The organism is Cellulomonas sp. P1_G12_2, from assembly GCF_056405535.1.
This window is the reverse complement of the sequence record NZ_JBFUBX010000001.1, coordinates 299,906-319,594: the sequence shown is the minus strand read 5'-3', so window position 1 is coordinate 319,594 and position 19,689 is coordinate 299,906. Positions and strand designations below refer to the sequence as shown.

At 71.7% G+C, this 19,689-nt stretch carries 14 protein-coding genes; 2 read left to right on the top strand and 12 right to left on the bottom strand.

Annotated elements, in window-relative coordinates:
• Positions 1-29 precede the first annotated feature (29 nt).
• The gene (locus AC1DXT_RS01590) at positions 30-1,547 is read right to left on the bottom strand and encodes a CoA-acylating methylmalonate-semialdehyde dehydrogenase (RefSeq protein WP_477059627.1); all 1,518 of its coding nucleotides are present in this window, start codon (positions 1,545-1,547) and stop codon (positions 30-32) included.
• Between the two features lie 234 nt (positions 1,548-1,781).
• On the bottom strand, positions 1,782-2,546 hold the full coding sequence (gene map / locus AC1DXT_RS01585) for a type I methionyl aminopeptidase (protein WP_477059626.1): 765 nt from the start codon (positions 2,544-2,546) through the stop codon (positions 1,782-1,784).
• Between the two features lie 330 nt (positions 2,547-2,876).
• On the opposite strand from map, the gene AC1DXT_RS01580 reads away from it, so the two are divergent.
• Entirely contained in the window at positions 2,877-3,644 is a 768-nt protein-coding gene (locus tag AC1DXT_RS01580) for a VOC family protein (RefSeq protein WP_477059625.1), read from the top strand.
• A gap of 71 nt (positions 3,645-3,715) precedes the next feature.
• Here AC1DXT_RS01580 and AC1DXT_RS01575 read toward each other — a convergent pair whose 3' ends face one another.
• The 4 genes from AC1DXT_RS01575 to aceA all read right to left on the bottom strand — a co-directional run bounded on the left by AC1DXT_RS01575 (position 3,716) and on the right by aceA (position 11,993).
• Positions 3,716-4,492 carry an SDR family oxidoreductase gene (locus tag AC1DXT_RS01575; RefSeq protein ID WP_477059624.1) on the bottom strand — a complete coding sequence of 259 codons (777 nt, stop codon included), beginning with the start codon at positions 4,490-4,492 and terminating at the stop codon, positions 3,716-3,718.
• A 94-nt stretch (positions 4,493-4,586) separates the two neighbouring features.
• The gene (locus AC1DXT_RS01570; RefSeq protein ID WP_477059623.1) at positions 4,587-8,750 is read right to left on the bottom strand and encodes a S8 family serine peptidase; all 4,164 of its coding nucleotides are present in this window, start codon (positions 8,748-8,750) and stop codon (positions 4,587-4,589) included.
• A gap of 188 nt (positions 8,751-8,938) precedes the next feature.
• A complete protein-coding gene (gene aceB, locus AC1DXT_RS01565; RefSeq protein ID WP_477059622.1) occupies positions 8,939-10,582 on the bottom strand; it encodes a malate synthase A in 1,644 nt (547 codons plus the stop codon).
• 112 nt (positions 10,583-10,694) lie between these two features.
• Entirely contained in the window at positions 10,695-11,993 is a 1,299-nt protein-coding gene (aceA, locus tag AC1DXT_RS01560) for an isocitrate lyase (RefSeq protein WP_477059621.1), read from the bottom strand.
• Between the two features lie 150 nt (positions 11,994-12,143).
• On the opposite strand from aceA, the gene AC1DXT_RS01555 reads away from it, so the two are divergent.
• Positions 12,144-13,595: a helix-turn-helix domain-containing protein gene (locus AC1DXT_RS01555; protein WP_477059620.1), complete on the top strand. Its 1,452-nt coding sequence runs from the start codon at positions 12,144-12,146 to the stop codon at positions 13,593-13,595.
• 13 nt (positions 13,596-13,608) lie between these two features.
• Here AC1DXT_RS01555 and AC1DXT_RS01550 read toward each other — a convergent pair whose 3' ends face one another.
• The 6 genes from AC1DXT_RS01550 to AC1DXT_RS01525 all read right to left on the bottom strand — a co-directional run bounded on the left by AC1DXT_RS01550 (position 13,609) and on the right by AC1DXT_RS01525 (position 19,552).
• The gene (locus tag AC1DXT_RS01550) at positions 13,609-14,703 is read right to left on the bottom strand and encodes a thermonuclease family protein (protein WP_477059619.1); all 1,095 of its coding nucleotides are present in this window, start codon (positions 14,701-14,703) and stop codon (positions 13,609-13,611) included.
• Between the two features lie 67 nt (positions 14,704-14,770).
• Positions 14,771-15,337, bottom strand: coding sequence for a hypothetical protein (locus AC1DXT_RS01545; protein WP_477059618.1), 567 nt, complete (start codon positions 15,335-15,337; stop codon positions 14,771-14,773).
• Between the two features lie 64 nt (positions 15,338-15,401).
• On the bottom strand, positions 15,402-16,523 hold the full coding sequence (locus AC1DXT_RS01540; protein WP_477059617.1) for an FAD-dependent oxidoreductase: 1,122 nt from the start codon (positions 16,521-16,523) through the stop codon (positions 15,402-15,404).
• A gap of 81 nt (positions 16,524-16,604) precedes the next feature.
• Positions 16,605-18,173: a pectate lyase family protein gene (locus tag AC1DXT_RS01535; RefSeq protein WP_477059616.1), complete on the bottom strand. Its 1,569-nt coding sequence runs from the start codon at positions 18,171-18,173 to the stop codon at positions 16,605-16,607.
• Positions 18,174-18,290: 117 nt separating this feature from the next.
• A complete protein-coding gene (locus tag AC1DXT_RS01530) occupies positions 18,291-18,443 on the bottom strand; it encodes a hypothetical protein (RefSeq protein WP_477059615.1) in 153 nt (50 codons plus the stop codon).
• Positions 18,444-18,670: 227 nt separating this feature from the next.
• On the bottom strand, positions 18,671-19,552 hold the full coding sequence (locus AC1DXT_RS01525) for a trypsin-like serine protease (RefSeq protein ID WP_477059614.1): 882 nt from the start codon (positions 19,550-19,552) through the stop codon (positions 18,671-18,673).
• Positions 19,553-19,689: the final 137 nt, after the last annotated feature.

Sequence of the window (19,689 nt, the reverse complement as noted above, 5' to 3'; positions counted from 1 at the left end):
TCAGGCCCTCTCGAGTGCGGACGTTGCGGTCAGTGGGAGGTGGTGCGGCCGAAGTGGAACTTGGCCGTCGCCGGGCTGCTGGGCCAGCGGCTGGTGACCACCTTGCCGCGCGTGTAGAAGCGCACCGACTCGGGGCCGTAGATGTGGCTCTCGCCGAACAGCGAGTTCTTCCACCCGCCGAACGAGTGCCACCCGACCGGCACGGGGATCGGCACGTTGATGCCGATCATCCCGACGTTCACGGCCCGCTGGAACGTCCGCGCCGCGTCGCCCGAGGACGTGAACAGCGCGGTGCCGTTGCCGTACGGGTTGGCGTTGACCAGGGCGATCGCCTCGGACAGGTCCGCCGCCCTGATCACCACGAGCACCGGCCCGAAGATCTCCTCGACGTACGCGCGCATGTCCGTGGAGACGCCGTCGAGGACCGTGGGGCCGACGAAGAACCCGTTCTCGTGACCAGCCACCGAGTGCCCGCGGCCGTCGACGACCGCAGAGGCTCCGTTGGCGACCGCGTCGGTGACGATCTCCTCGATCCGCAGCTGCGACGCCTTGGTGATGACCGGGCCCATGTCGCTGTTCGGGTCGGTGCCCGGCGCCACCCGGACCTTCTCCGCGCCCGCCCGCAGCCGCTCGAGCAGGGCGTCCGCGACCTCGTCGACCACGACCGCCACCGAGATGGCCATGCACCGCTCGCCGGCCGCGCCGAACGCCGCACCGGTCAGGTGGGTCGCCGCGAGGTCCAGGTCGGCGTCGGCCAGCACGACCGCGTGGTTCTTGGCCCCACCGAGCGCCTGCACCCGCTTGCCGTGCGCTGTCGCGGTGGCGTGCACGTGCTGTGCGATCGGCGTCGAGCCGACGAACGAGACCGCGGCGATGTCCGGGTGCGTGAGCAGCGCGTCGACGGCCACCCGGTCGCCCTGCACCACCGAGAACACGCCGTCGGGCAGCCCAGCGGCCTTCCACATCTTCGCCAGGAACAGCGACGAGGACGGGTCGCGCTCGGACGGCTTGAGGACGAACGCGTTGCCGGTGGCGATGGCCATCGGCGACATCCACAGCGGCACCATGGCCGGGAAGTTGAACGGGGTGATGCCCGCGACCACGCCCAGCGGCTCCCGGAACGAGAACACGTCGACGCCCGTGGCCGCCTGGTCGGTGTACTCACCCTTGAGCAGCTGCGGCATGCCGCAGGCGTACTCGATGACCTCGAGCCCGCGGGCGATCTCCCCGTGGGAGTCGGCCAGCACCTTCCCGTGCTCGGCGGTGATGATCGCGGCCAGCTCGTCGGTGTGCTGCACGATCTGCTCGCGCAGCGCGAACAGCACGGCGGCCCGCTTGGCGACGGGCTCCTGCGACCACGACTCCGCCGCGACCACGGCCGCCGCGACCGCCGCGTCGACGTCGGCCTGCTCCGCCAGGAGCACCCGGCCCGACACCTCCCCGGTCGCGGGGTCGAACACGTCCTGGGTGCGGGACCCCTCGGGGGTCGTCACCTGGCCCCCGACGACGTGACCGATGAGCGGAGCAGTTTCGACGAGCGCGGACATCAGAGGCCCTCTTCCGTGCGGATCCGCCGGCGATGCCGGATCGAGCCAATCTAAGTCCGCCGTCAAGAACAGGGAACGTCCGCACATCCGGTCGCTGGGACGCGCGAGCCCGCGGACGTCCGAGGATGCGGCTGCCCTGGCGACCGCTTGCTCGGACGCTCACCGGCTCACCTGCGTTGCGTCCGAGGATGTGGCTGCTCCGGCGGCCACTTCCTCGGACGTTGGACGTCTGGGTCAGTCGCGGGCAGTGAGGACCAGGGCGCCGTCGGGGGTGATCGCGATCGTGTGCTCCGCGTGGGCGGCCACCGAGCCGTCGCCCGTGCGGATGGTCCAGCCGTCGGCGTCGATCGTGTACTCGTCGCCGCCGGCCATGAACCAGGGCTCGATCGCGATGACCAGGCCGGCCTTGAGCTTCTGCCCGGTGCCGCGGCGCCCGAGGTTGGGCACGTGCGGGTCCTCGTGCATGGTCCGCCCGACGCCGTGGCCCCCGAAGTCGGCGTTGATCCCGTACCCACCGGCCCGGCCGATGGTGCCGATGGCCGACGAGATGTCACCCATCCGCGCGCCCGCCCGAGCTGCGGCGATTCCGGCGTCGAGGGCCCGCTCGGTGGTCTGGATCAGCTTCTGGACGGCCGGGTCCTGCGTGCCGATCTGGAACGTCAGCGCGGAGTCGGCCACCCAGCCCTGGACCTGCGCGGCGAAGTCGATGCTCAGGACGTCACCGTCGGCGAGCACGTAGTCGGACGGCAGGCCGTGCAGTGCGGCGTCGTTGACGGAGGTGCACAGCACGCCGGGGTACGGCATCGCGCCGAACGACGGGTGGTAGCCGAGGTAGACCGAGTGGGCGCCGGCCGCGTCGATCATCTGGTGCGCGTGGGTGTCCAGCTGCTTGAGGGTCATCCCCTCGCGGGCGACGTCACGCAAGGAGGAGAGCACGCCGGCGACGAACTTCCCGGCCGGGCGCATCTGGTCGATCTGGGAGGGGTTCTTGAGAGCCACGCCTCCAGCCTGCCACGAGATGGGCAGGCAACAGCCCGTGGGCCAGGCCTCCGAAGAGGCCCTGCCGCGAAGGACGAGGTCGCGGCTCCCACGGGCTGCGGTGACTGCCATGGATTCGCTCGCCGGTCCGGGTGGGCCTGCGGGCGGATCGTCTGTGCAATCCGTCCGAGTACTTTCGGGCGACTAGCGGGCAGTCACCTCACGCGTCCTGGAATAGAACATGTCCTGGACCACCTCCTTCCCGTGTGCGACGACCGTACGTCCGGATCCCGCCGCCGCCAAGGGGTTTTCCGGGTGGCGAACACGGGAACACGTGGCGACGCTGGACGGGTGATCTCCGCGCTGCACGTGCTGCTGGCCAGCTCCGACCCCGCCGCCGATCGCGCGTTCCTGCGTGACGTGCTCGGGTGGCCGTCGGTGGAGGATGCGACCTCGGGCGACGGGTGGCTGATCTTCGCCCTCCCTCCGGCCGAGCTCGGGGTGCATCCCGGCCACAGTGCGGACGGCGCGACGCTGCACCTGATGTGCGACGACCTGGACCGGACGCTCGCCGACCTGGCCGCCAGGGGGGTGCGGCCGGTCGGACACCCGCACACCGAGGACTGGGGCGTCGTCACCCGGATCCCGCTGCCCAGCGGTGGGTCGCTCGGGCTGTACGAACCCCGGCACCCGTCACCGCTGACGATCTTCGGCGGCCCGGCCGTCCGAGAACCGATCACCCGGCACGCGGGCCTGGAGTTCTCCCTGTCCACCACGGTCCTGGAGGCCCGCGACGCCAACGCGCTCGGCGACTTCTACCGCCGCCTGCTCGGGTGGCGCGTCATGGGCGAGGAGCCGGGCTGGATGATGCTCCGGCCGCCGGGCGGCGGGACTGGCGTCGCGTTCAGCTCCGACCCGCTCTACGAGACGCCTGTCTGGCCGGCGACGACCGACCACCAGCAGATGATGGAGCACCTCGACATCTGGGTGAACGACATGGCCAGGGGCGTCGAGCACGCGCTCGCGGAGGGGGCCACGCTCGCGGGGTTCCAGCCGCAGGAGGAGGTCCGCGTCATGCTCGATCCGGCCGGCCACCCGTTCTGCCTCTTCGAGAGCTGAGCCGGCGGCCTACGCCTTCAGCCGTGTGGCGATGTCGTTCGTGCCCCGCGCCAGGTGGTCCAGGACGGCAGCTACCGCGACCGGGCCTGGAGCCACTCCGCGAAGGTCAGCCGGCCGACCGCGTGCTCGGGCGTGAGGTGGTGCCCTCGTCGGAACCCGCCCAGACCGGGGAACGGGACGGTCCACACCGGCCGCCGCCGCCCGGTCGCCGAGAGGTACGTGCGCATGAGCTCGGCGGTGGTGAGCACCTGCGGGCCGCCGAGGTCGTCGACGCGACCGGAGGGTCCCGCCGCCACCAGTGAGACCAGTCGCGACGCCACCTCGCGGACATCGACGGGCTGGTCGCTCATGCCGGCGGGCGCGAGCGCGACCGGTCCGCGGGACAGGAGGTCGAGCAGGTGGGCGACGAACTCGTGGAACTGGGTCGCCCGCAGGATCGTCCACGGGACACCGCCGTCCTCGACGATCTCCTCCACGCGGTGCTTGGCCTTGTAGTACGCGAACGGCACGCGGTCGACGCCGACGATCGACACGTAGACCAGGTGCGGGACCTCGGCCGCACGGGCCGCCAGCAGCAGCTGGACGGCGGCGTCCAGATCGTCGTCGGGCTTGCGCGGGTCGCTCGCACAGTGCACGACCGCGCTGGTGCCTGCCACGGCCTCGACCAGACCGTCGCCGGTCAGCAGGTCACCGACCGCCCACTCGACCGCGGCGGGGACGGCAGGTGAGCGATCGCGCCTGCTCAGCACCCGCACCGGACGGTGTGCGTCGAGGAGAGTGTGCACGAGGGCGCGGCCCAGGGTCCCGGTGCCGCCGGTGACCAGCACGGGGCGTTCGACGTCTGCCATGCCCTCGATCCTCGCCGATCGCGCTGCAGGACCGCGAGGCCCCAGGCGCATTCGAGCCCGATCCGCGGGATCGACGTCGCCGGCGCGAGCAGGGTCAGCGGAAGGTCGTGAAGTAACCCCCGACGTCGACGACGAGGTCGGTGGTGGCTGAGTGCGTGTAGAAATCCACCCCGCCCCCGGTGCCGATCTTCGAGATCACCATGTTCGGGTCGTCACGACCCGGGACCAGGTTCAGGTTCGAGATGGACGGCAGCTGAGCCAAGCCCGCGGGGAACACCCGGATCACCGTCAAGTACCCGGGACGAGCGCCCGTGACATTGAGCACCGCCGCCTTCGCGTCCGCCGGGATGCCGTGCGTCCCCGACACCCTGAGCGTGCGGGACTCGGTCGGTACCATCCGCCCACCGGGCAGGCCGAGACCCGTTCGCGTGTCCGCGAGCCGAACCGGATCCATCGCCGTGAACCCGTTCGCGCCCGTCGGGCTGTAGTACCCCGCCAGGTCCGCGACCAGGAACATGTCGGTGTTGTGGACGTAGAACCGGACCTTGCCGTTCCAGCCCACCTTCACCGTGACCAGGTTCGGCTGGTCGCGGCCCGGCATCAGGTTCAGGTTCGAGACCTCCGGTCGCCAGCTGTTCCGGAACGGCTCCGGCGTCGGATACACCCGCACCGTGGTGCGGCCGGGCGGGTTCACGCCCGTCACGTTGAGCACCACGGCGGACGCGTCGGCAGGCACGCCGTTCTTCCCGGCCACCTGCAGGTCGACGTACGTCCCCGCGCTGATCCGGCCCTTGAAGCTGCCGTCCTCGCCCGTGCGGTTGTCCATGACGCGCACCGGCGCCAACGGCACGTACGCCGTGGCGCCACCGGCCCCGTAGTAGCCCGCGAGGTCCACCACGATGTGCGTGGTCGTCCAGATCGACGAGATCCGCACGCTCCGGTCGCGTCCCAGCTTCACCGTCACCAGGTTGGGCTGGTCGATGCCGTTGGCCAGGTTCAGGCTCGACGTCGACGGCTCCGTGGTCACACCGACCGCCGGCGTCGGGAACACCCGGACGAACCCGGCCCCGACGGGCGCGGCGGCGGTGACGTTCAGGACGACCGCCGTCGCGTCCTCGGGCAGCTCGTCGAACGACAGGTCCAACGGCGAGCCCGGCCGCAGCGCGCCGCGACCCTGCCGGGTGTCCAGCCACCGCTCCGGGTCGACCGGCGTGTACCGCTGACCCGCCGCACCCACGGTGAACCAGCTGCGCACGACATCCGGCATCACGTCCCCGTCGGTGTCCTCCAAGCCTGTCACCAGCACCTCGTAGTGCCCACCGGTCACCAGGTCCGCGGTCGGCGTCAGCGTGATCGTGTGGCCTGACGCGTCGAGAGTCACTCCGGCCGCGACAGACTTCCCGTCGGACCCCACGAGCGTGACGCCGGTCGCCCGCGCCAGCGAACGCGTGCTGGTCACCTGCACGTCCGGGCGCGCCGGCACACCAGTGGCGAAGGCCTCCGGTGAGACTGCCCAGACCCACGCCGCAGCGCCCGGCGTGTCGTCTCCGTCGGGCCCGAGCTGCGGAACCACCAGCGTGCTGTCGCGGGTCGAGCAGATCAGGTCCGGCCGACCGTCACCGGTCAGGTCACGAACCTTCACCACATCGCCGTCGATCTCCAGGTACTGGCGCTGGATGGCGCGGAAGCTGCGGTCAGATCTCTGCAGGACGATCCAGTCGCGTCCGACGATGTCGGTGTGCCCGTCACCGTTGACGTCGACGAGAAGCAAGGACCGCGGCGAAGCGGGCGGGATGTGCACAGGCTGTGGGGCGCTCAGGCCACCCCCCGCCTTGCCATAGAAGATGGACGTCTCGCTGTTCCCGCCCGACTGGATCAGGAGATCGGGCAGGGCGTCGTCATCGATGAGCGCGACCCTCGACTCGTAGCCGCCGTAGATGCCCAGCTCGGGACCAGGAGCGAAGGTTCCGTCCGGGCGCTGCAGGGCGGTGCGCCCTTGGTCGAACACCAGGTCCAGCCCGTTTGCGCCGTCGAGATCCAGCAGCTCCACGGTCGTCCCCGCCATCGAGGTCAGGGTCTCCTGGTGCAGCTCGCCACCGACGTTCCGGAACACGAGGGTCTGATACCAGAGGGTCACGACCACGTCCTGGTCGCCGTCACGATCGAGGTCCCCCGTCGTGACTTGCCGCACGTTCTCCGTCACCGCACCGACGGGGATCAGAGGAGCCCAGGACCCGCCCCGAGCGCTCGTGACATAGGCACCTGCGGATCCGGGGACGACGAACAGCTCGGGGACTGCGTCACCCGAGATGTTCACCGGCACGGTGAAGATCGTCTGTCGATCGGGGGTCGGTATACCGAGAGTGACCGCGGGTCCGTCCGCCCCGCTCGCCAGACCAGGCCACAGGATCAACGAGTCCGACCAGGTCCCGACCCCCACCCGGTCCTCGATGCCATCACCGGTCAGGTCGGCACCAGCAAGGCCGGAAGGCGTGGGCGCGATGGCCGCCGGCTCGTCGAACAGGACGAAGTCCGTCGACCGTTGGGTCGGTGCACGTCGGATCGTCAGGAGCGTGACGCCGATCTCCTCAGCATCCTGCGCACGAGGCCCGACCCCGACGTACATCGTCCCGCCCGCCAGGCTGCGGTAGGTGTGCTCCCGGCCGAGCAGGTCCTGCGCTTCCGGGTGCACCTCCTTGCCGTTCTTGTCGAGCACCACGACGAGGTCGAGCGGGCTCCAGTACTCCGGGCGGGCCACGATCTCGTAGTCGGTGCCTGCCACGCTCTCGAACCGACGCCAGTCCGCGTCACCCTGAGCCTCGAGCGGCACGACCGCATCCGTCACCGGCAGGGAGACCGCGACCGCGCGGCTGGGCAGGTCGTCGGTGGCGCCCGCATCGCCCACCGCGCGGTCGAGCGGGACCGCCGGGGTCTGGCCCAGCGCCGCTCCGGCGTCGAGGATCCCCCGACCGAAGTACGGGTCGACGCCACGTGGGCCCGCGTCCCGAGACGTCGCCATCAGCCGCTCGGACACCTGCGCGGGCGTCCACGTCGGGTTCTTCTGGATGACCAGAGCAGCCGCACCGCTCACGAACGGAGCGGCCACCGACGTCCCACTCATGGAGACCCACGGCGTGCCATTCGCGCCAGCACCGATGATGTCCAGGCCGGGAGCGGCCAGCGACACGGAGTCACCCCCGGAGGAGCTCGGCAGGGTCTCGCCGTCGTCGTTCGTCGACGCGACGGACAGGACACCGGGCAGCTCAGCGGCGTAGGCGGCGGGGTACTGGGGGACGTCGTCCCCGGAGTTGCCCGCGGCCACCACGACGACCGAGCCGCGCGACACGGCCGTCTGCATGGCAGCACGCAGGACGAGCGACGGATCGGGGCCACCCAGAGACAGGTTGATCACCTTGGCACCGTGCGACGAGGCCCAGTCGATACCCGCTGCGATGGTGGAGTCAGTTCCCTGACCTGAGTCGTCGAGGACTCGGACCGGCATGACCGACGCGGCGTACGCGGCCCCGACCGCCCCGAGGCCGTTGGCACCACCCGCGGCCACGCTCGCTACAGCCGTCCCGTGGGAGTTCGTCATCCAGCCGCCGACGAGATCGATACCCGGGACGATCCGGGACGCGAGCTCGAGGTGGGTGGTGTAGATCGCCGTGTCGAGCACCGCGATGGTCACGCCGCGGCCGTCGGCCGACTCCCAGGCGGACGGCAGCGTCGTGAGTTCAAGGTACGGCCAGGCGTGCTCGAGGTACTCCTCACCGCCCCAGACCTCGACCCCGCTCGACGCCCGCACATGATCCACCTGGACGTCCGCCACGGAAGGGTCCGCGTCCAGCTCCGCGGCGACGTCAGCGGCCTCGCCCGGAGCCGTTTCGACGGCGACGAAGCCGGTGCCGCCGATCGCACCGTCCTGCGTCCCGTCGGCGGCCTCGATGGAGCCGCGCTTCGCCGACGCCGAGGTACCGGGCGCGAATCGGACGAGGACGCGGTCGGGCTCGATCGCGGGTGCTGCCGGCTCCAACACCGGGACGAGGCCGAGGTCGGCGCGATCCGCCGGCTCCGCCTCCGGGTCGGGCACGGCAGCCGACTCTCCTGCCGTGATCTCGGCGACCCGTGCGGGAGCGGGCGAGGCGACAGAGACCATCGGCGTCGCGACGAGCACGGCCGCGACCGCCGCCGCGAGGGCACCCGCTCGGCGACTCGTGAGTCGCATCCGGGCGCGGCGACGGGTGGGCGATGCGGTCATGGCGGTCCTCGGGCGTGGTGCGGCGTCTCGGTGATCTCCAACAGTCCGAGGTGCGCGGATTTTTGCATAAGCGCGGGTCACGCCCCAAGCGCCCGAGATGAATCGCCCGTTCGGGTCCGCCATACCGGGATGATCCGGCGCGCGAGCGCCGTGGTCCGAGGCTGGCGGGCCTCGGACCACGGTCTCGTTCACTCGTGGGCGACGAGGAACTGCGTGTACGCCGGCACCGTGAGGAACGTCGGGAACTCCTCCGACAGGGCGACCTGCCGGAACAGGTCGGCCGCGTCGTCGTACCGGTCGCCGTCGGTCCGCGGGAGGTCGGCCAGCACCGCCTTCAGCACCTGCTCGACCCGCTCGGCGTCGATGCGCGTCCCCTCGGCGGTGACGACCTCCTGGTGCACCCACTGCCACACCTGCGACCGCGAGATCTCGGCCGTGGCGGCGTCCTCCATGAGGTGGTCGATCGCGACGGCGCCGATGCCCCGCAGCCACGCCTCGAGGTACCGGACGCCCACCGACACGTTGCCGCGCAGGCCCCCGTCGGTGACAGCTCCGGGCTCGCCGCCGCCGGCCGACGGGATGTCCAGCAGGTCCGCGGCGGTCACGTGCACGTCCTCACGCAGCCGGTGCCGCTGGTCGACGCGGTCGCCGAGAGCCTCGTCGAACACCTCGCGGGCGACCGGGACGAGGTCGGGGTGAGCCACCCAGGTGCCGTCGTACCCCTGTCCGGCCTCGCGCTGCTTGTCGGCCCTGACCTGAGCGAGCGCCTTGTCGGTGACCTCCGGGTCGCGGCGGTCGGGGATGAACGCGCTCATGCCGCCGATGGCCTGCGCGCCCCGCTTGTGGCAGGTCGCGACGAGCAGCTCGGTGTACGCCTTCATGAACGGGACCGTCATCGTCACGCTGCCGCGGTCCGGCAGGACGAACCGCGGTCCGCGAGCGCGGAAGTTCTTGATGACGCTGAAGATGTAGTCCCAGCGGCCGGCGTTCAGCCCCGCGCAGTGGTCGCGCAGCTCGTAGAGGATCTCCTCCATCTCGAACGCGGCCGTGATGGTCTCGATGAGCACCGTCGCGCGGATGGTCCCGTACCGCAGACCCAGGTAGGCCTCCGTGAACCGAAAGATCTCGTCCCAGAGGCGCGCCTCCAGGTGACCCTCCAGCTTGGGCAGGTACAGGTACGGGCCGCGGCCGGAGTCGATGAGGGCCTGCGCGTTGTGGAACAGGTACAGGCCGGCGTCGACGAGGCTCGCGGACGCCGCGCACGTCTGACCCGCGCGGTCCGTGAACTCCAGGTGCTTCTCGGTCAGGTGCCAGCCGCGCGGCCGGAACACGATCGTCGGCGTGGTGGGGCCGACCCGGTACTCCTTGCCCTCGGGGGACGTGAAGTCGATCTGCCCCCGGATCGCGTCGAACAGCGAGTGCTGCCCGCCGATGACGTTGCCCCACGTGGGGCTCGTGGCGTCCTCCATGTCCGCCAGCCACACCTTGGCGCCGCTGTTCAGCGCGTTGATCGTCATCTTGCGGTCGGTGGGGCCGGTGATCTCGACGCGCCGGTCCTCCAGGCCCGGCCCGGGGCCGGCCACGCGCCAGCTCGGGTCCGCCCGGATCCCCGCGGTCAGGGGCAGGAAGTCGGGGTCGGCACCGTTGGAGAACCGCGTCCGGCGGTGCTGACGGCCCAGCAGCAGGTCGTGCCGGCGGCTGGAGAAGCGCAGGTGCAGGTCGGTGAGGAAGTCGATCGCCTCGGTGGTGAGGATCTCGTTCGTGCCGGGCACGGACGGCCCGGTCTGCGACAGGTGAGGTCGGATCAGCGGCGGGGGGATGGTGATGGTCATGGCGGGTGCTCCTGGGGTTCTGGGGCCGCGAGTTCGGCAGTTCCGGTCGAGTTCGGTTGCTACAGCTGCCGAACTCGACGCGAACTACCGAACTCGCGGCGGGTAAGGGAGGTCAGTGGGTGAACTGGGCGGTCTCCGTCGAGCCGGCGAGCGCGAGGGTGGCGCTCTCGGGACTGATCGCGGTGGCGACGCGGTCGAAGTAGCCGGTGCCGACCTCGCGCTGGTGACGCGTGGCGGTGTAGCCGTCGGACTCGGAGGCGATCTCGGCCTCCTGCAGCTCGACGTACGCGCTCATGCCGCGCTCGGCGTAGCCGCGAGCCAGCGAGAACATCGAGTGGTTGAGGGCGTGGAACCCGGCCAGGGTGATGAACTGGAACACGTACCCGTGGCCCGCGAGCTCCCGCTGGAACCGCGCGATCTGCAGGTCGTCCAGCTGCGAGCGCCAGTGGAACGACGGCGAGCAGTTGTAGGCCAGCAGCTTGCCCGGGAACCGCTCGTGGATCCGCTCGGCGAACTCGATGGCCGCGCCGACGTCGGGCGTCGACGTCTCCACCCAGATGAGGTCCGAGTGAGGCGCATAAGCGGACGCGCGTTCCACGACGGGGTCGAGGCCCGGGCGCACCCGGTAGTAGCCCTCGGCGGTCCGCTCCCCGGTGAGGAACGGCTCGTCGCGCGGGTCGATGTCCGACGTCAGCAGGTCGGCGCCGAGCGCGTCGGTGCGGGCGACGATGACCGACGGCACCCCCGCGACGTCGGCCGCGAGCCGCGCCGCGGACAGGGTCCGCACGTGCTGCGACGTCGGCACCAGCACCTTGCCGCCCAGGTGTCCGCACTTCTTCTCGGCCGCCAGCTGGTCCTCCCAGTGCACGCCCGCCGCACCCGCCTGGATCATCGAGTGCATGAGCTCGTAGGCGTTCAGCGGCCCACCGAACCCGGCCTCGGCGTCGGCGACGATCGGCGCCAGCCACTCGCGCGTGCGGCGACCGGTCTCGGCGAACTCGATCTGGTCGGCGCGCAGGAGCGCGTTGTTGATCCGGCGGACCACCGCGGGCACCGAGTTGACCGGGTACAGCGACTGGTCCGGGTACGTCTGGCCGGACAGGTTGGCGTCGGCCGCGACCTGCCAGCCGGACAGGTAGATGGCCTCGAGCCCCGCGCGGACCTGCTGCACGGCCTGGTTGCCGGTGAGCGCACCCAGCGCCGGCACCAGCGTGCGGGAGTGCAGGAGCTGCCAGAGCCGCTCGGCGCCGCGGCGGGCGAGCGTGCTCTCCTCGCGGACCGACCCCCGGAGGGCGACGACGTCCTCGGCGGTGTGGGTGCGGCGGATGCCGGCCCAGCGCGCGTCGAGGTCCCAGCTCGCCGCGAGCTCGGCCGCGGTCTCGGTCTGGTCGCCGTGCCTGTACGTGCTCATCGTGATCCTCCGTCATTGGCGGTTCTTCTCGGCCCTTCGGCCTGACCTCGACTTTCCTCGCTGTTCCACGGTTCTTCCCCGGCAGAGTCCGCAGAAGATCGGCGTTCCTTCTCCTGGACAGAAGCGCGGGCGGCGGGCGATGGTGGACGCATGACGACGACGGCCAACGGCGGCCTCGACACGCTGGTGCTGGGACGACGGATCCGGCACCTGCGCACGGGCCGGAACATGACGCTCGACGACCTGGGCACGGCGATCGGTCGCGCGCCCTCGCAGGTGTCGATGCTGGAGAACGGTCACCGCGAGCCCAAGCTCTCGCTGCTGGCACAGGTGGCGGAGGCGCTCGACGTCCCGCTGTCCGAGCTGCTGCGCACCGAGCCGCCCACGCGCCGCGCCGCCCTGGAGGTGGAGCTCGAGCGCGCGCAGCGGGGACCCCTCTTCGCGTCGCTCGGCGTCTCGCCGGTGAAGGTCGGTCGCTCCCTGCCTGCTGACGCCCTCGAGGCGCTGGTCCGCCTGCAGGCCGAGATCCAGCGCCTGCTCACGGAGAACGCCGCCACGCCGGAGGAGGCCCGCCGCGCCAACGCCGAGCTCCGCATCCGGATGCGCGCGCAGGACAACTACTTCCCGGAGCTCGAGGACCACGCCCGCCGCCTGCTCGCCGCGATCGACCACCCCGGCGGCCCGCTGTCGCAGCGCGCGACTGCGGACATCGCCGCGCACCTGGGATTCGGCCTCCACTACGTGCCCGACCTGCCGCACTCCACCCGATCGGTCACCGACCTGGCCAACGGCCGCATCTACCTGCCCCAGGGCAACCCCGGCACCAGCGACGCCCGTTCACCGCTCCTGCAGGCCATCGCCAGCCACGTGCTCGGCCACGCGGAGCCCAGGGACTACGGCGACTTCCTGCGCCAGCGCGTCGAGGCTAACTACCTGGCGGCCGCGCTGATGCTCCCGGAGGACGGCGCCGTGCCGTTCCTGCAGGAGGCCAAGGCCGAGCGGCGGCTGTCGGTGGAGGACCTTCGCGACGCCTTCGCCGTGCCCTACGAGACCGCCGCGCACCGGTTCACCAACCTGGCGACGCGCCACCTGGGCATCCCCGTGCACTTCATGAAGGTCCACGAGGGCGGCACCCTGCACAAGGCCTACGAGAACGACGGCGTGAAGTTCCCGGCCGACCCGCTGGGCGCCATCGAGGGGCAGCCCGTCTGCCGGCAGTGGACCGCCCGGGTGGTGTTCACCCTGCCCGACCGGTTCTCGCCGTACTACCAGTACACCGACACGTCGTCCGGCACGTACTGGTGCACCAGCCGCGTGCAGCCGTCGTCGCAGGGCGCGTTCTCCGTGTCCGTCGGGGTGCCGTTCGCCCAGGTCCGCTGGTTCCGGGGCCGCGAGACCACCGAGCGCGCGGCGTCGAAGTGCCCGGACCCGACGTGCTGCCGGCAGCCGCCCGCCGACCTGGCCGAGCGTTGGTCGGACAAGTCCTGGCCGAGCGCCCGCCCGCACGCGTCCCTGCTGGCTGCGCTGCCCGTGGGGGTGTTCCCCGGGGTGGACACGACGGAGGTCTACCGGTTCTTGGACCGGCACGCGCCGCAGGCGTGACGTCCGGCTGGGGTCACCACCGCCTCTCGCAGGCGATCCCGTCGCCGTCGCGGTCGAGCTCCTTGCTGTAGCCGGGGTCCCCGGTGCGGAGCGGAGCAGCGCCCGCGGCCCGGACCGCGTCGCAGTTCTTGTAGTAGACCGTGCCGCCCGGAGCCGCCGCGGGAGCCTTGGTCGTCGTCGGCGTCGGAGCCTTCGTCGCCGCTGCCTTCGTCGCCGCTGCCTTCGCCGCTGCTGCCTCGGCCGCGACCCGGGCCGCCTCCGCGTCGGCTGCCGCCTGCGCCTGACGCGCTGCCTCGTTCGCGGCCGCCTGAGCCGCCTGTGCTGCGGCCGCCTCGGCGGCGACCCGCTCCGCCTCGATGCGCTGCTCCTCCGCGGCCCGCGCCTGCTGCAGCGCCGTGGCGGCGGCGCTCAGGCGCTCGTTCACCGCTGCCGTCCGACCTCGCAGGTCGGCGACCAGCACCGCCGGCAGCCGCGCCGCCTCGTCGCCGTCGAGCATGGCGGTCACCTCCGCTCCCGCGACCGCCGCTGCCGCGACCACGGCTCCCCGCCGGTCCACCTCCTCGACACCCGCTCCCGCCGGTAGCGACGACGCTGCCTCGGCGGCCTCGGCACCGGTCACCTCGAGCGCGGCCACCTGCGACGACACCGTGCACTCCGCGGCCGCGCCGAACAGACCGACGCCGGCCGCGATCGCCTCCTCCTCCGCGGCCAGCACCTCGTCGGTGACCACCGTGTTGGCGAGCGTGTGCCCCAGCCCCAGCCGTGCCGGCTCCGCGTTGACCAGCACGCCGTCGGCGTAGACGGCAGCGAGGCTCTCGCCGGACACCTCCAGACGCACCTCGGTCCCCGCCGGCAGCAGCTCCTCGAGGGCCCGCGCCGCCTGCGCTCCGAGGCACTCATCCAGTCCGGGCGCATTGAGACCGAGCAGTGTGAGGCTGGCGGACGCGCCGTTCTGCTCCACCTCGACCGTGTCCCCGTCGACCACCCCGATGACCGTCGCCGCGTGCGGGTCGGAACTGACATCGGCGGCGGAAGCCACGCTGCAGCCGGTCGCGGTGGCCGCGACGAGGAGTCCGAGGAGGGCGACGCGCGAACGGTGGGAACGCATGCCAGCGACATCGGCCGAGCGCGCGGCCCGGTTGACGTCGGGACGGAGCGTTCAGCCTTCCGCCAGGTCAGGCGACCGCGGTGCTCCGCTGCTGACGGACTCGGGTGATCGCACCCGCCAGGCCGGTCCGGGCGGCCAGCGCGTCGACCCGCACGAGGGCGTCGGCGCCCAGGTCACGGTGCAGCGCCACGAGGTCGGCGAGCAGGTCCTCGTGCGGCACGGGGACGGTGGCGTCGAGCAGCGTCTCCGTGCCGTCGGTGACCATGTACGCGATCGCCGGCCCGAACTCGTCGGCGGGCGCGACTCGGAAGCGCACGGTTCCCGCCTCCACGGGCGCCGGGAGGGCCTGGCCGCGCACGTGACCGATCTCGAGCAGGTCGCGGATGGCCTTGGCGCCGGCCGCGTCCAGGCCGGCCGAGGCGTCGAGGGAGTCGAGGTCCGCGAGCACGACGCACCCCTCGGTGGGCTCGTCGGACCCCGGGTGCCAGGAGGCGTCGACCTCGAGCGCGAGGAAGCCGCCGCTCACCGAGAACGCGTCCCGGATCAGGGCAGCGCGCTCGTCGGCCGACATCCCGCGCAGGGGGTGGCGACGGGTGGAGCCGGCGGAGCCGCAGGAGCAGGACAGAGTGATCATGTCCACCAGGGTGCAGCCGACCACTGACACTCGGCGGTGGGCACGCCGGGGAGGTGCGGATCGATCAGGCCGGCGGGTCCCACCGCTGCACGGCTGCGGCGGCCCGCGCCGACGCCGCGTCGGGCATCGCCCGCAGGAGCAGGTCCCGTGCCGCGGCGGCCGGCCCCCAGCCCAGCTGGGCGACGCGCCCGACGGCCCGGGCTCGACGCGCGATCGCCTGCGTCCGCGGACGCCGCAGCCGGTCGTACTCCGCGAGCGCGGCGCGCAGGTCGCCGTCGCACAGGACCGCGAGGGTCGCCGCGTCCTCGAGCGCCTGCCCGCCGCCCTGCCCGACGTCGGGGGTCATCGCGTGGGCGGCGTCCCCGAGCAGGGCCACCCGACCCTGCACGAACGACGGGAGCCGCCGGTCGAGGTCGTGGATGTCGTGCCGCAGCACCGCGGCCGGGTCGGTGCCGGCGACGAGCGCGGGGATCGAGTCGTGCCAGTGGTCGAAGCGGCGACGGACCTCGGCGACCTCGTCGGCGGACCGGGTGCCCGGCGGGACGCTCGCGACGGCGAACCAGTACACGCGTCCGTCCCGCAGTGGCACGTACCCGAACCGCTCGCCGCGGCCCCACGTCTCGCCCGCGGAGCCGAGCAGGTCGACCGCACCCTCGGTGACTCCCCGCCACGCGGTGTAGCCGACGTACCGGGGGGACGCTCCGTGGGCGAACGTGCTCCGGACCGCGCTGCGGAGCCCGTCTGCACCGACCACGAGGTCCGCGGCCGCGCGACCTCCAGAGGAATCAATGACGACCCCGCGCGCGTGCTCGACGCCGGCCACCGTCATGCCCGTGCGCACCACGCCCTCGGGCAGCGCGTCCAGCAGCATGCGCTGCAGGTCCTGCCGGTGCACGACCGCGAGGTCCTGCGTGGAGCTCGGGGGGACCTCGACCAGCCACCGTCCCGACGGCTGCCGCTGGCCCGTCCGCAGCGTGGAGTCGTACGGAGCGGAGACCGCGCGGACGTCGTCGGCCAGTCCGAGCACCCGAAGGGCGGCGAGCCCGTTGGCGAACAGCGAGATCCCGGCGCCGGGCGCGGTCAGGTCCGGGCTGCGCTCCAGCACCGTGACGTCATGCCCTCGGCGGTGCAGCCCCACCGCGACCGCGAGCCCACCGATCCCTGCGCCGACGACCGTGACCTGCATGAGCACAGGATGCCGGGTCGGAGGGCCGACGTGACAGAGTCGCGGCCCCCGGTTCGTGAACCGGGGGCCGCGCAGACGGGACTACTTGGCGTACGTCTCGAACTCGGCCACCCGGGGGGTCGCCGACGATCCAGTGATCTCGAACGTGACCTTCTTCAGCGACGTCGTCGTGAAGCTGATGACGCCGGCGCCGCTGCCGGTCTTCAGCACCGCGCCCGTGTCGCCGTTGAGCACGCGCCAGTTCCCGATCCGGCCGGTGGCCCCGGAGGCCTCACGGATCGCGATGGTCGACACCGTCTTCGCCGATCCCCACTTGACGGAGATGCTGCCCGTCGATCCGGACGGCGACCAGTACGTGCTCGTGGACCCGTCGATGACGTTGCCGTAGCTGGTGCCGCTGGCCTTGCTCGAGCCGTCAGCGCCCGCGCCGATGCTGAGGTTGGTGCCGGTGGGCGTCGTCGACGTCGGGGAGGGCGTCGGGGCGGGGGTCGTGGTCGTCGGCGTCGGGGTCGGCGTCGTCGGGGTGGGCGTCGGCGTCGTAGGGGTGCACGAGCCGTTCGAGACCTTCAGGCCTGTGCCGGCGCCTGCCGTCTGGCGCACGATCGCCGGCACGCAGGCGGCCCCGTCGAGCGTGTAGCCGTACGGGATGCTCACCGTCGTGGTGGACGTCGGGTTGGGTCCGGCCGGGTTGTTGTCGGTGCCCTTGGCGCTCCAGGTCACGTTGTCGAAGATGTTCCCGGCCACCTGCCAGCTGCCCGGCAGGTCCGTGTAGAAGGTGCCGAGCACGTCCTTCGAGTCCTCGAAGTAGTTGTTCTCGACCTTGGCCTTGCCTCCGGCGCGGGAGTTGATCCCGGACTCGTTGAGGCCCGCGTAGTAGTTGTTGTAGATGTGGGCCGTGGCGCCGCGCAGCAGCGGGGCGCGGGAGTCGATGTTCTCGTACAGGTTGTGGTGGAACGTGACGGGGCCGTTCTGGAGGTCGCTGTCGCTGGAGCCGACCAGGCCCCCGCGGCCAGAGTTGCGCAGGATGCTGTAGGAGAGGGTCACGTACGTCGTGCTCGCCTTCATGTCGAAGAGGCCGTCGTAGCCCTCCGACTCCCCGCCGGACGCCTCGAGCGTGGCGTGGTCGACCCAGACGTTGTGCACGCCGCTCTCCATGCCGATGGCGTCGCCGCCGTTCGACGTGGGCGAGCCCGACTTCTTGACGTTCCTGACCGTCACGTTCTGGATGATGATGTTGCTGGACTCGCGGATGTGGATGCCCAGCTGGTCGAACACGGCCCCGCTGCCCACACCGACGATCGTCACGTTGCTGATCTGCTTGAGCTCGATCACGCCGGCCGCGGTGCTGCAGCTCTCGCCGGACACCTTGGCCGTGTTGGCGTGGTTGATGGTGCCCTGCACCTGGATCGTGATCGGTGTGCTGCTGCTCGCGCGGTTGCACAAGGCCGCGTGGATCGCGGTGCCGGTGCTCGCGGTGACCGTCTGCCCGCCCGCACCTCCGGTGGTGCCGCCGTTGACGGACGCGAAGCCGGTTGCCGGGCCCGTCGCCGCCTGCGCAGCCGAGACCGTCAGGGCCGTCACGCCGATCGCCGTCGCCAGCGCCACCGTGGTCCCCGCTGCCAGGAGCCGGGGTGCGAGTGGTCGTCTCATCGTTGCCTCACTTCGTCGTGGGAGCTTCCCCGGGCTGCGAGAGACCGGTTTCACGACAGTAGGAGAGCGTTTTCCGTGACGACAACCCCGCCTAAGCGTTTAGCGCTGGGGTCCGAGCTATCGGCGTGCGCGCAGCGGGTGCCGGTGCGGCCGGAGCCGACGGCGGATACCCGGGCCCGCCTTCTCGAGGTGCGACCGGCGCTGCTCGAGGCGGACCTCGAGCTGGTGCTCCTCGTGGCGGTACATGGCGATGGCAAGGTCCGGGTGCATGAAGGGTCTCCTCGTTGAGCACTCATGGCAGGTAGAGCGGCTTGTGGCCAGTTCCACTCTCCTCCTGCGGACCCCCGTGACCCGCACCACCAGGGGCCCCTCACCCGATCACCACGGTCGCCAGCGGGTGATCTCGGAGCCTGTGGGGGTCCAAGGTCCCAGGGCGGAACGGCACGACCCTCCCTCGGGACCGTGCAGGTTCCGAGGGAGGGTCGGGGTCGAGCTGCTCAGATCGCGACGATGTCGATCTGCGCGAACTCCTCGTCGCCGATGACGGACCGGATCCAGTCCTGGGCCGCCTGGGTGTCGACGCGGTACCCGAAGTCGGTGCCGCGGCAGTACGAGTTCAGACCGAACGACGTCACGGCCACGATCGTGTTCGACGTGTAGCCGCCGTGGAACACCGGCCCGCCGGAGTCACCCGAGCAGGTGCCGCCCTTGCCCTTGCCGTTGCCCGTGGTCTGGATGTTGAACCCGCCGGTGTTGTTGCTGGTCAGGTTCGTCAGGCGAGCGGACGCCATCAGCCGCTCGCGGAACGACTCGACCCCGACCGGGCTGCTGTAGGACAGCCCGTACCCGCTCGCCGTGAAGGTCACGTTCTTGGTGCCCTGCGCCGTCGCAAGGCTGTCCAGCGAACCGACCGCGGCCAGCGAGCCGTACTCGTCCAGCGTGATCGGCTGGTCGAGGATCACGATCCCGATGTCCTTGGTGTCGGGGAAGCCGGCGAAGTCGTCGAAGCCCCAGTTGTAGGTCTCGTCGGACGTCGCGCACACGACGCCGAGGGTGTCACCGGCGCAGAACTCCGGGTAGCCGGTGATGGGGTCGAGCTCGGTCTCGGGGTCGTAGTTCACGCCCGCGTCCTGCTGGAAGTAGACGACCGCGGTCGCGACGTCCTCGGTGCAGTGGCCGGCCGTGAGGAACACGGTCGGGGTGAGCAGCGAACCGGAACAGCGGCCCGCGAACACACCGTCGGCGTCGAAGGTGGTGAGCAGGCCCACGTAAGGGTGCTCGAAGTCCTTGACGTAGTTGCCTGTGATCGCGGCAGCGGGTGTCGCCGACGCGAGGAGCAGGCCGACCAGCGCGATGAGCGCGAGGAGGGTCTTGCGCACTGTGCCTCCCATGGTGAGGGGCGGTCGGGGTGGCCGCCTCAGCGCAGGCTAGGCCGGGTACGCCACGGGGGCATCCCGGACGAATGGGACGCGCGAGACGGGACGTTCGGCCCTCTTGCGAGCAGGCCCTGAAGGCG

Excerpts from the sequence above, each read along its gene's own strand:
- AC1DXT_RS01590 (WP_477059627.1), bottom strand. The coding sequence starts at position 1,547 with ATGTCCGCGCTCGTCGAAACTGCTCCGCTCATCGGTCACGTCGTCGGG.
- AC1DXT_RS01575 (WP_477059624.1), bottom strand. The coding sequence starts at position 4,492 with ATGGCAGACGTCGAACGCCCCGTGCTGGTCACCGGCGGCACCGGGACC.
- AC1DXT_RS01570 (WP_477059623.1), bottom strand. The coding sequence starts at position 8,750 with ATGACCGCATCGCCCACCCGTCGCCGCGCCCGGATGCGACTCACGAGT.
- aceB (WP_477059622.1), bottom strand. The coding sequence starts at position 10,582 with ATGACCATCACCATCCCCCCGCCGCTGATCCGACCTCACCTGTCGCAG.
- aceA (WP_477059621.1), bottom strand. The coding sequence starts at position 11,993 with ATGAGCACGTACAGGCACGGCGACCAGACCGAGACCGCGGCCGAGCTC.
- AC1DXT_RS01555 (WP_477059620.1), top strand. The coding sequence starts at position 12,144 with ATGACGACGACGGCCAACGGCGGCCTCGACACGCTGGTGCTGGGACGA.
- AC1DXT_RS01550 (WP_477059619.1), bottom strand. The coding sequence starts at position 14,703 with ATGCGTTCCCACCGTTCGCGCGTCGCCCTCCTCGGACTCCTCGTCGCG.
- AC1DXT_RS01545 (WP_477059618.1), bottom strand. The coding sequence starts at position 15,337 with ATGATCACTCTGTCCTGCTCCTGCGGCTCCGCCGGCTCCACCCGTCGC.
- AC1DXT_RS01540 (WP_477059617.1), bottom strand. The coding sequence starts at position 16,523 with ATGCAGGTCACGGTCGTCGGCGCAGGGATCGGTGGGCTCGCGGTCGCG.
- AC1DXT_RS01535 (WP_477059616.1), bottom strand. The coding sequence starts at position 18,173 with ATGAGACGACCACTCGCACCCCGGCTCCTGGCAGCGGGGACCACGGTG.
- AC1DXT_RS01530 (WP_477059615.1), bottom strand. The coding sequence starts at position 18,443 with ATGCACCCGGACCTTGCCATCGCCATGTACCGCCACGAGGAGCACCAG.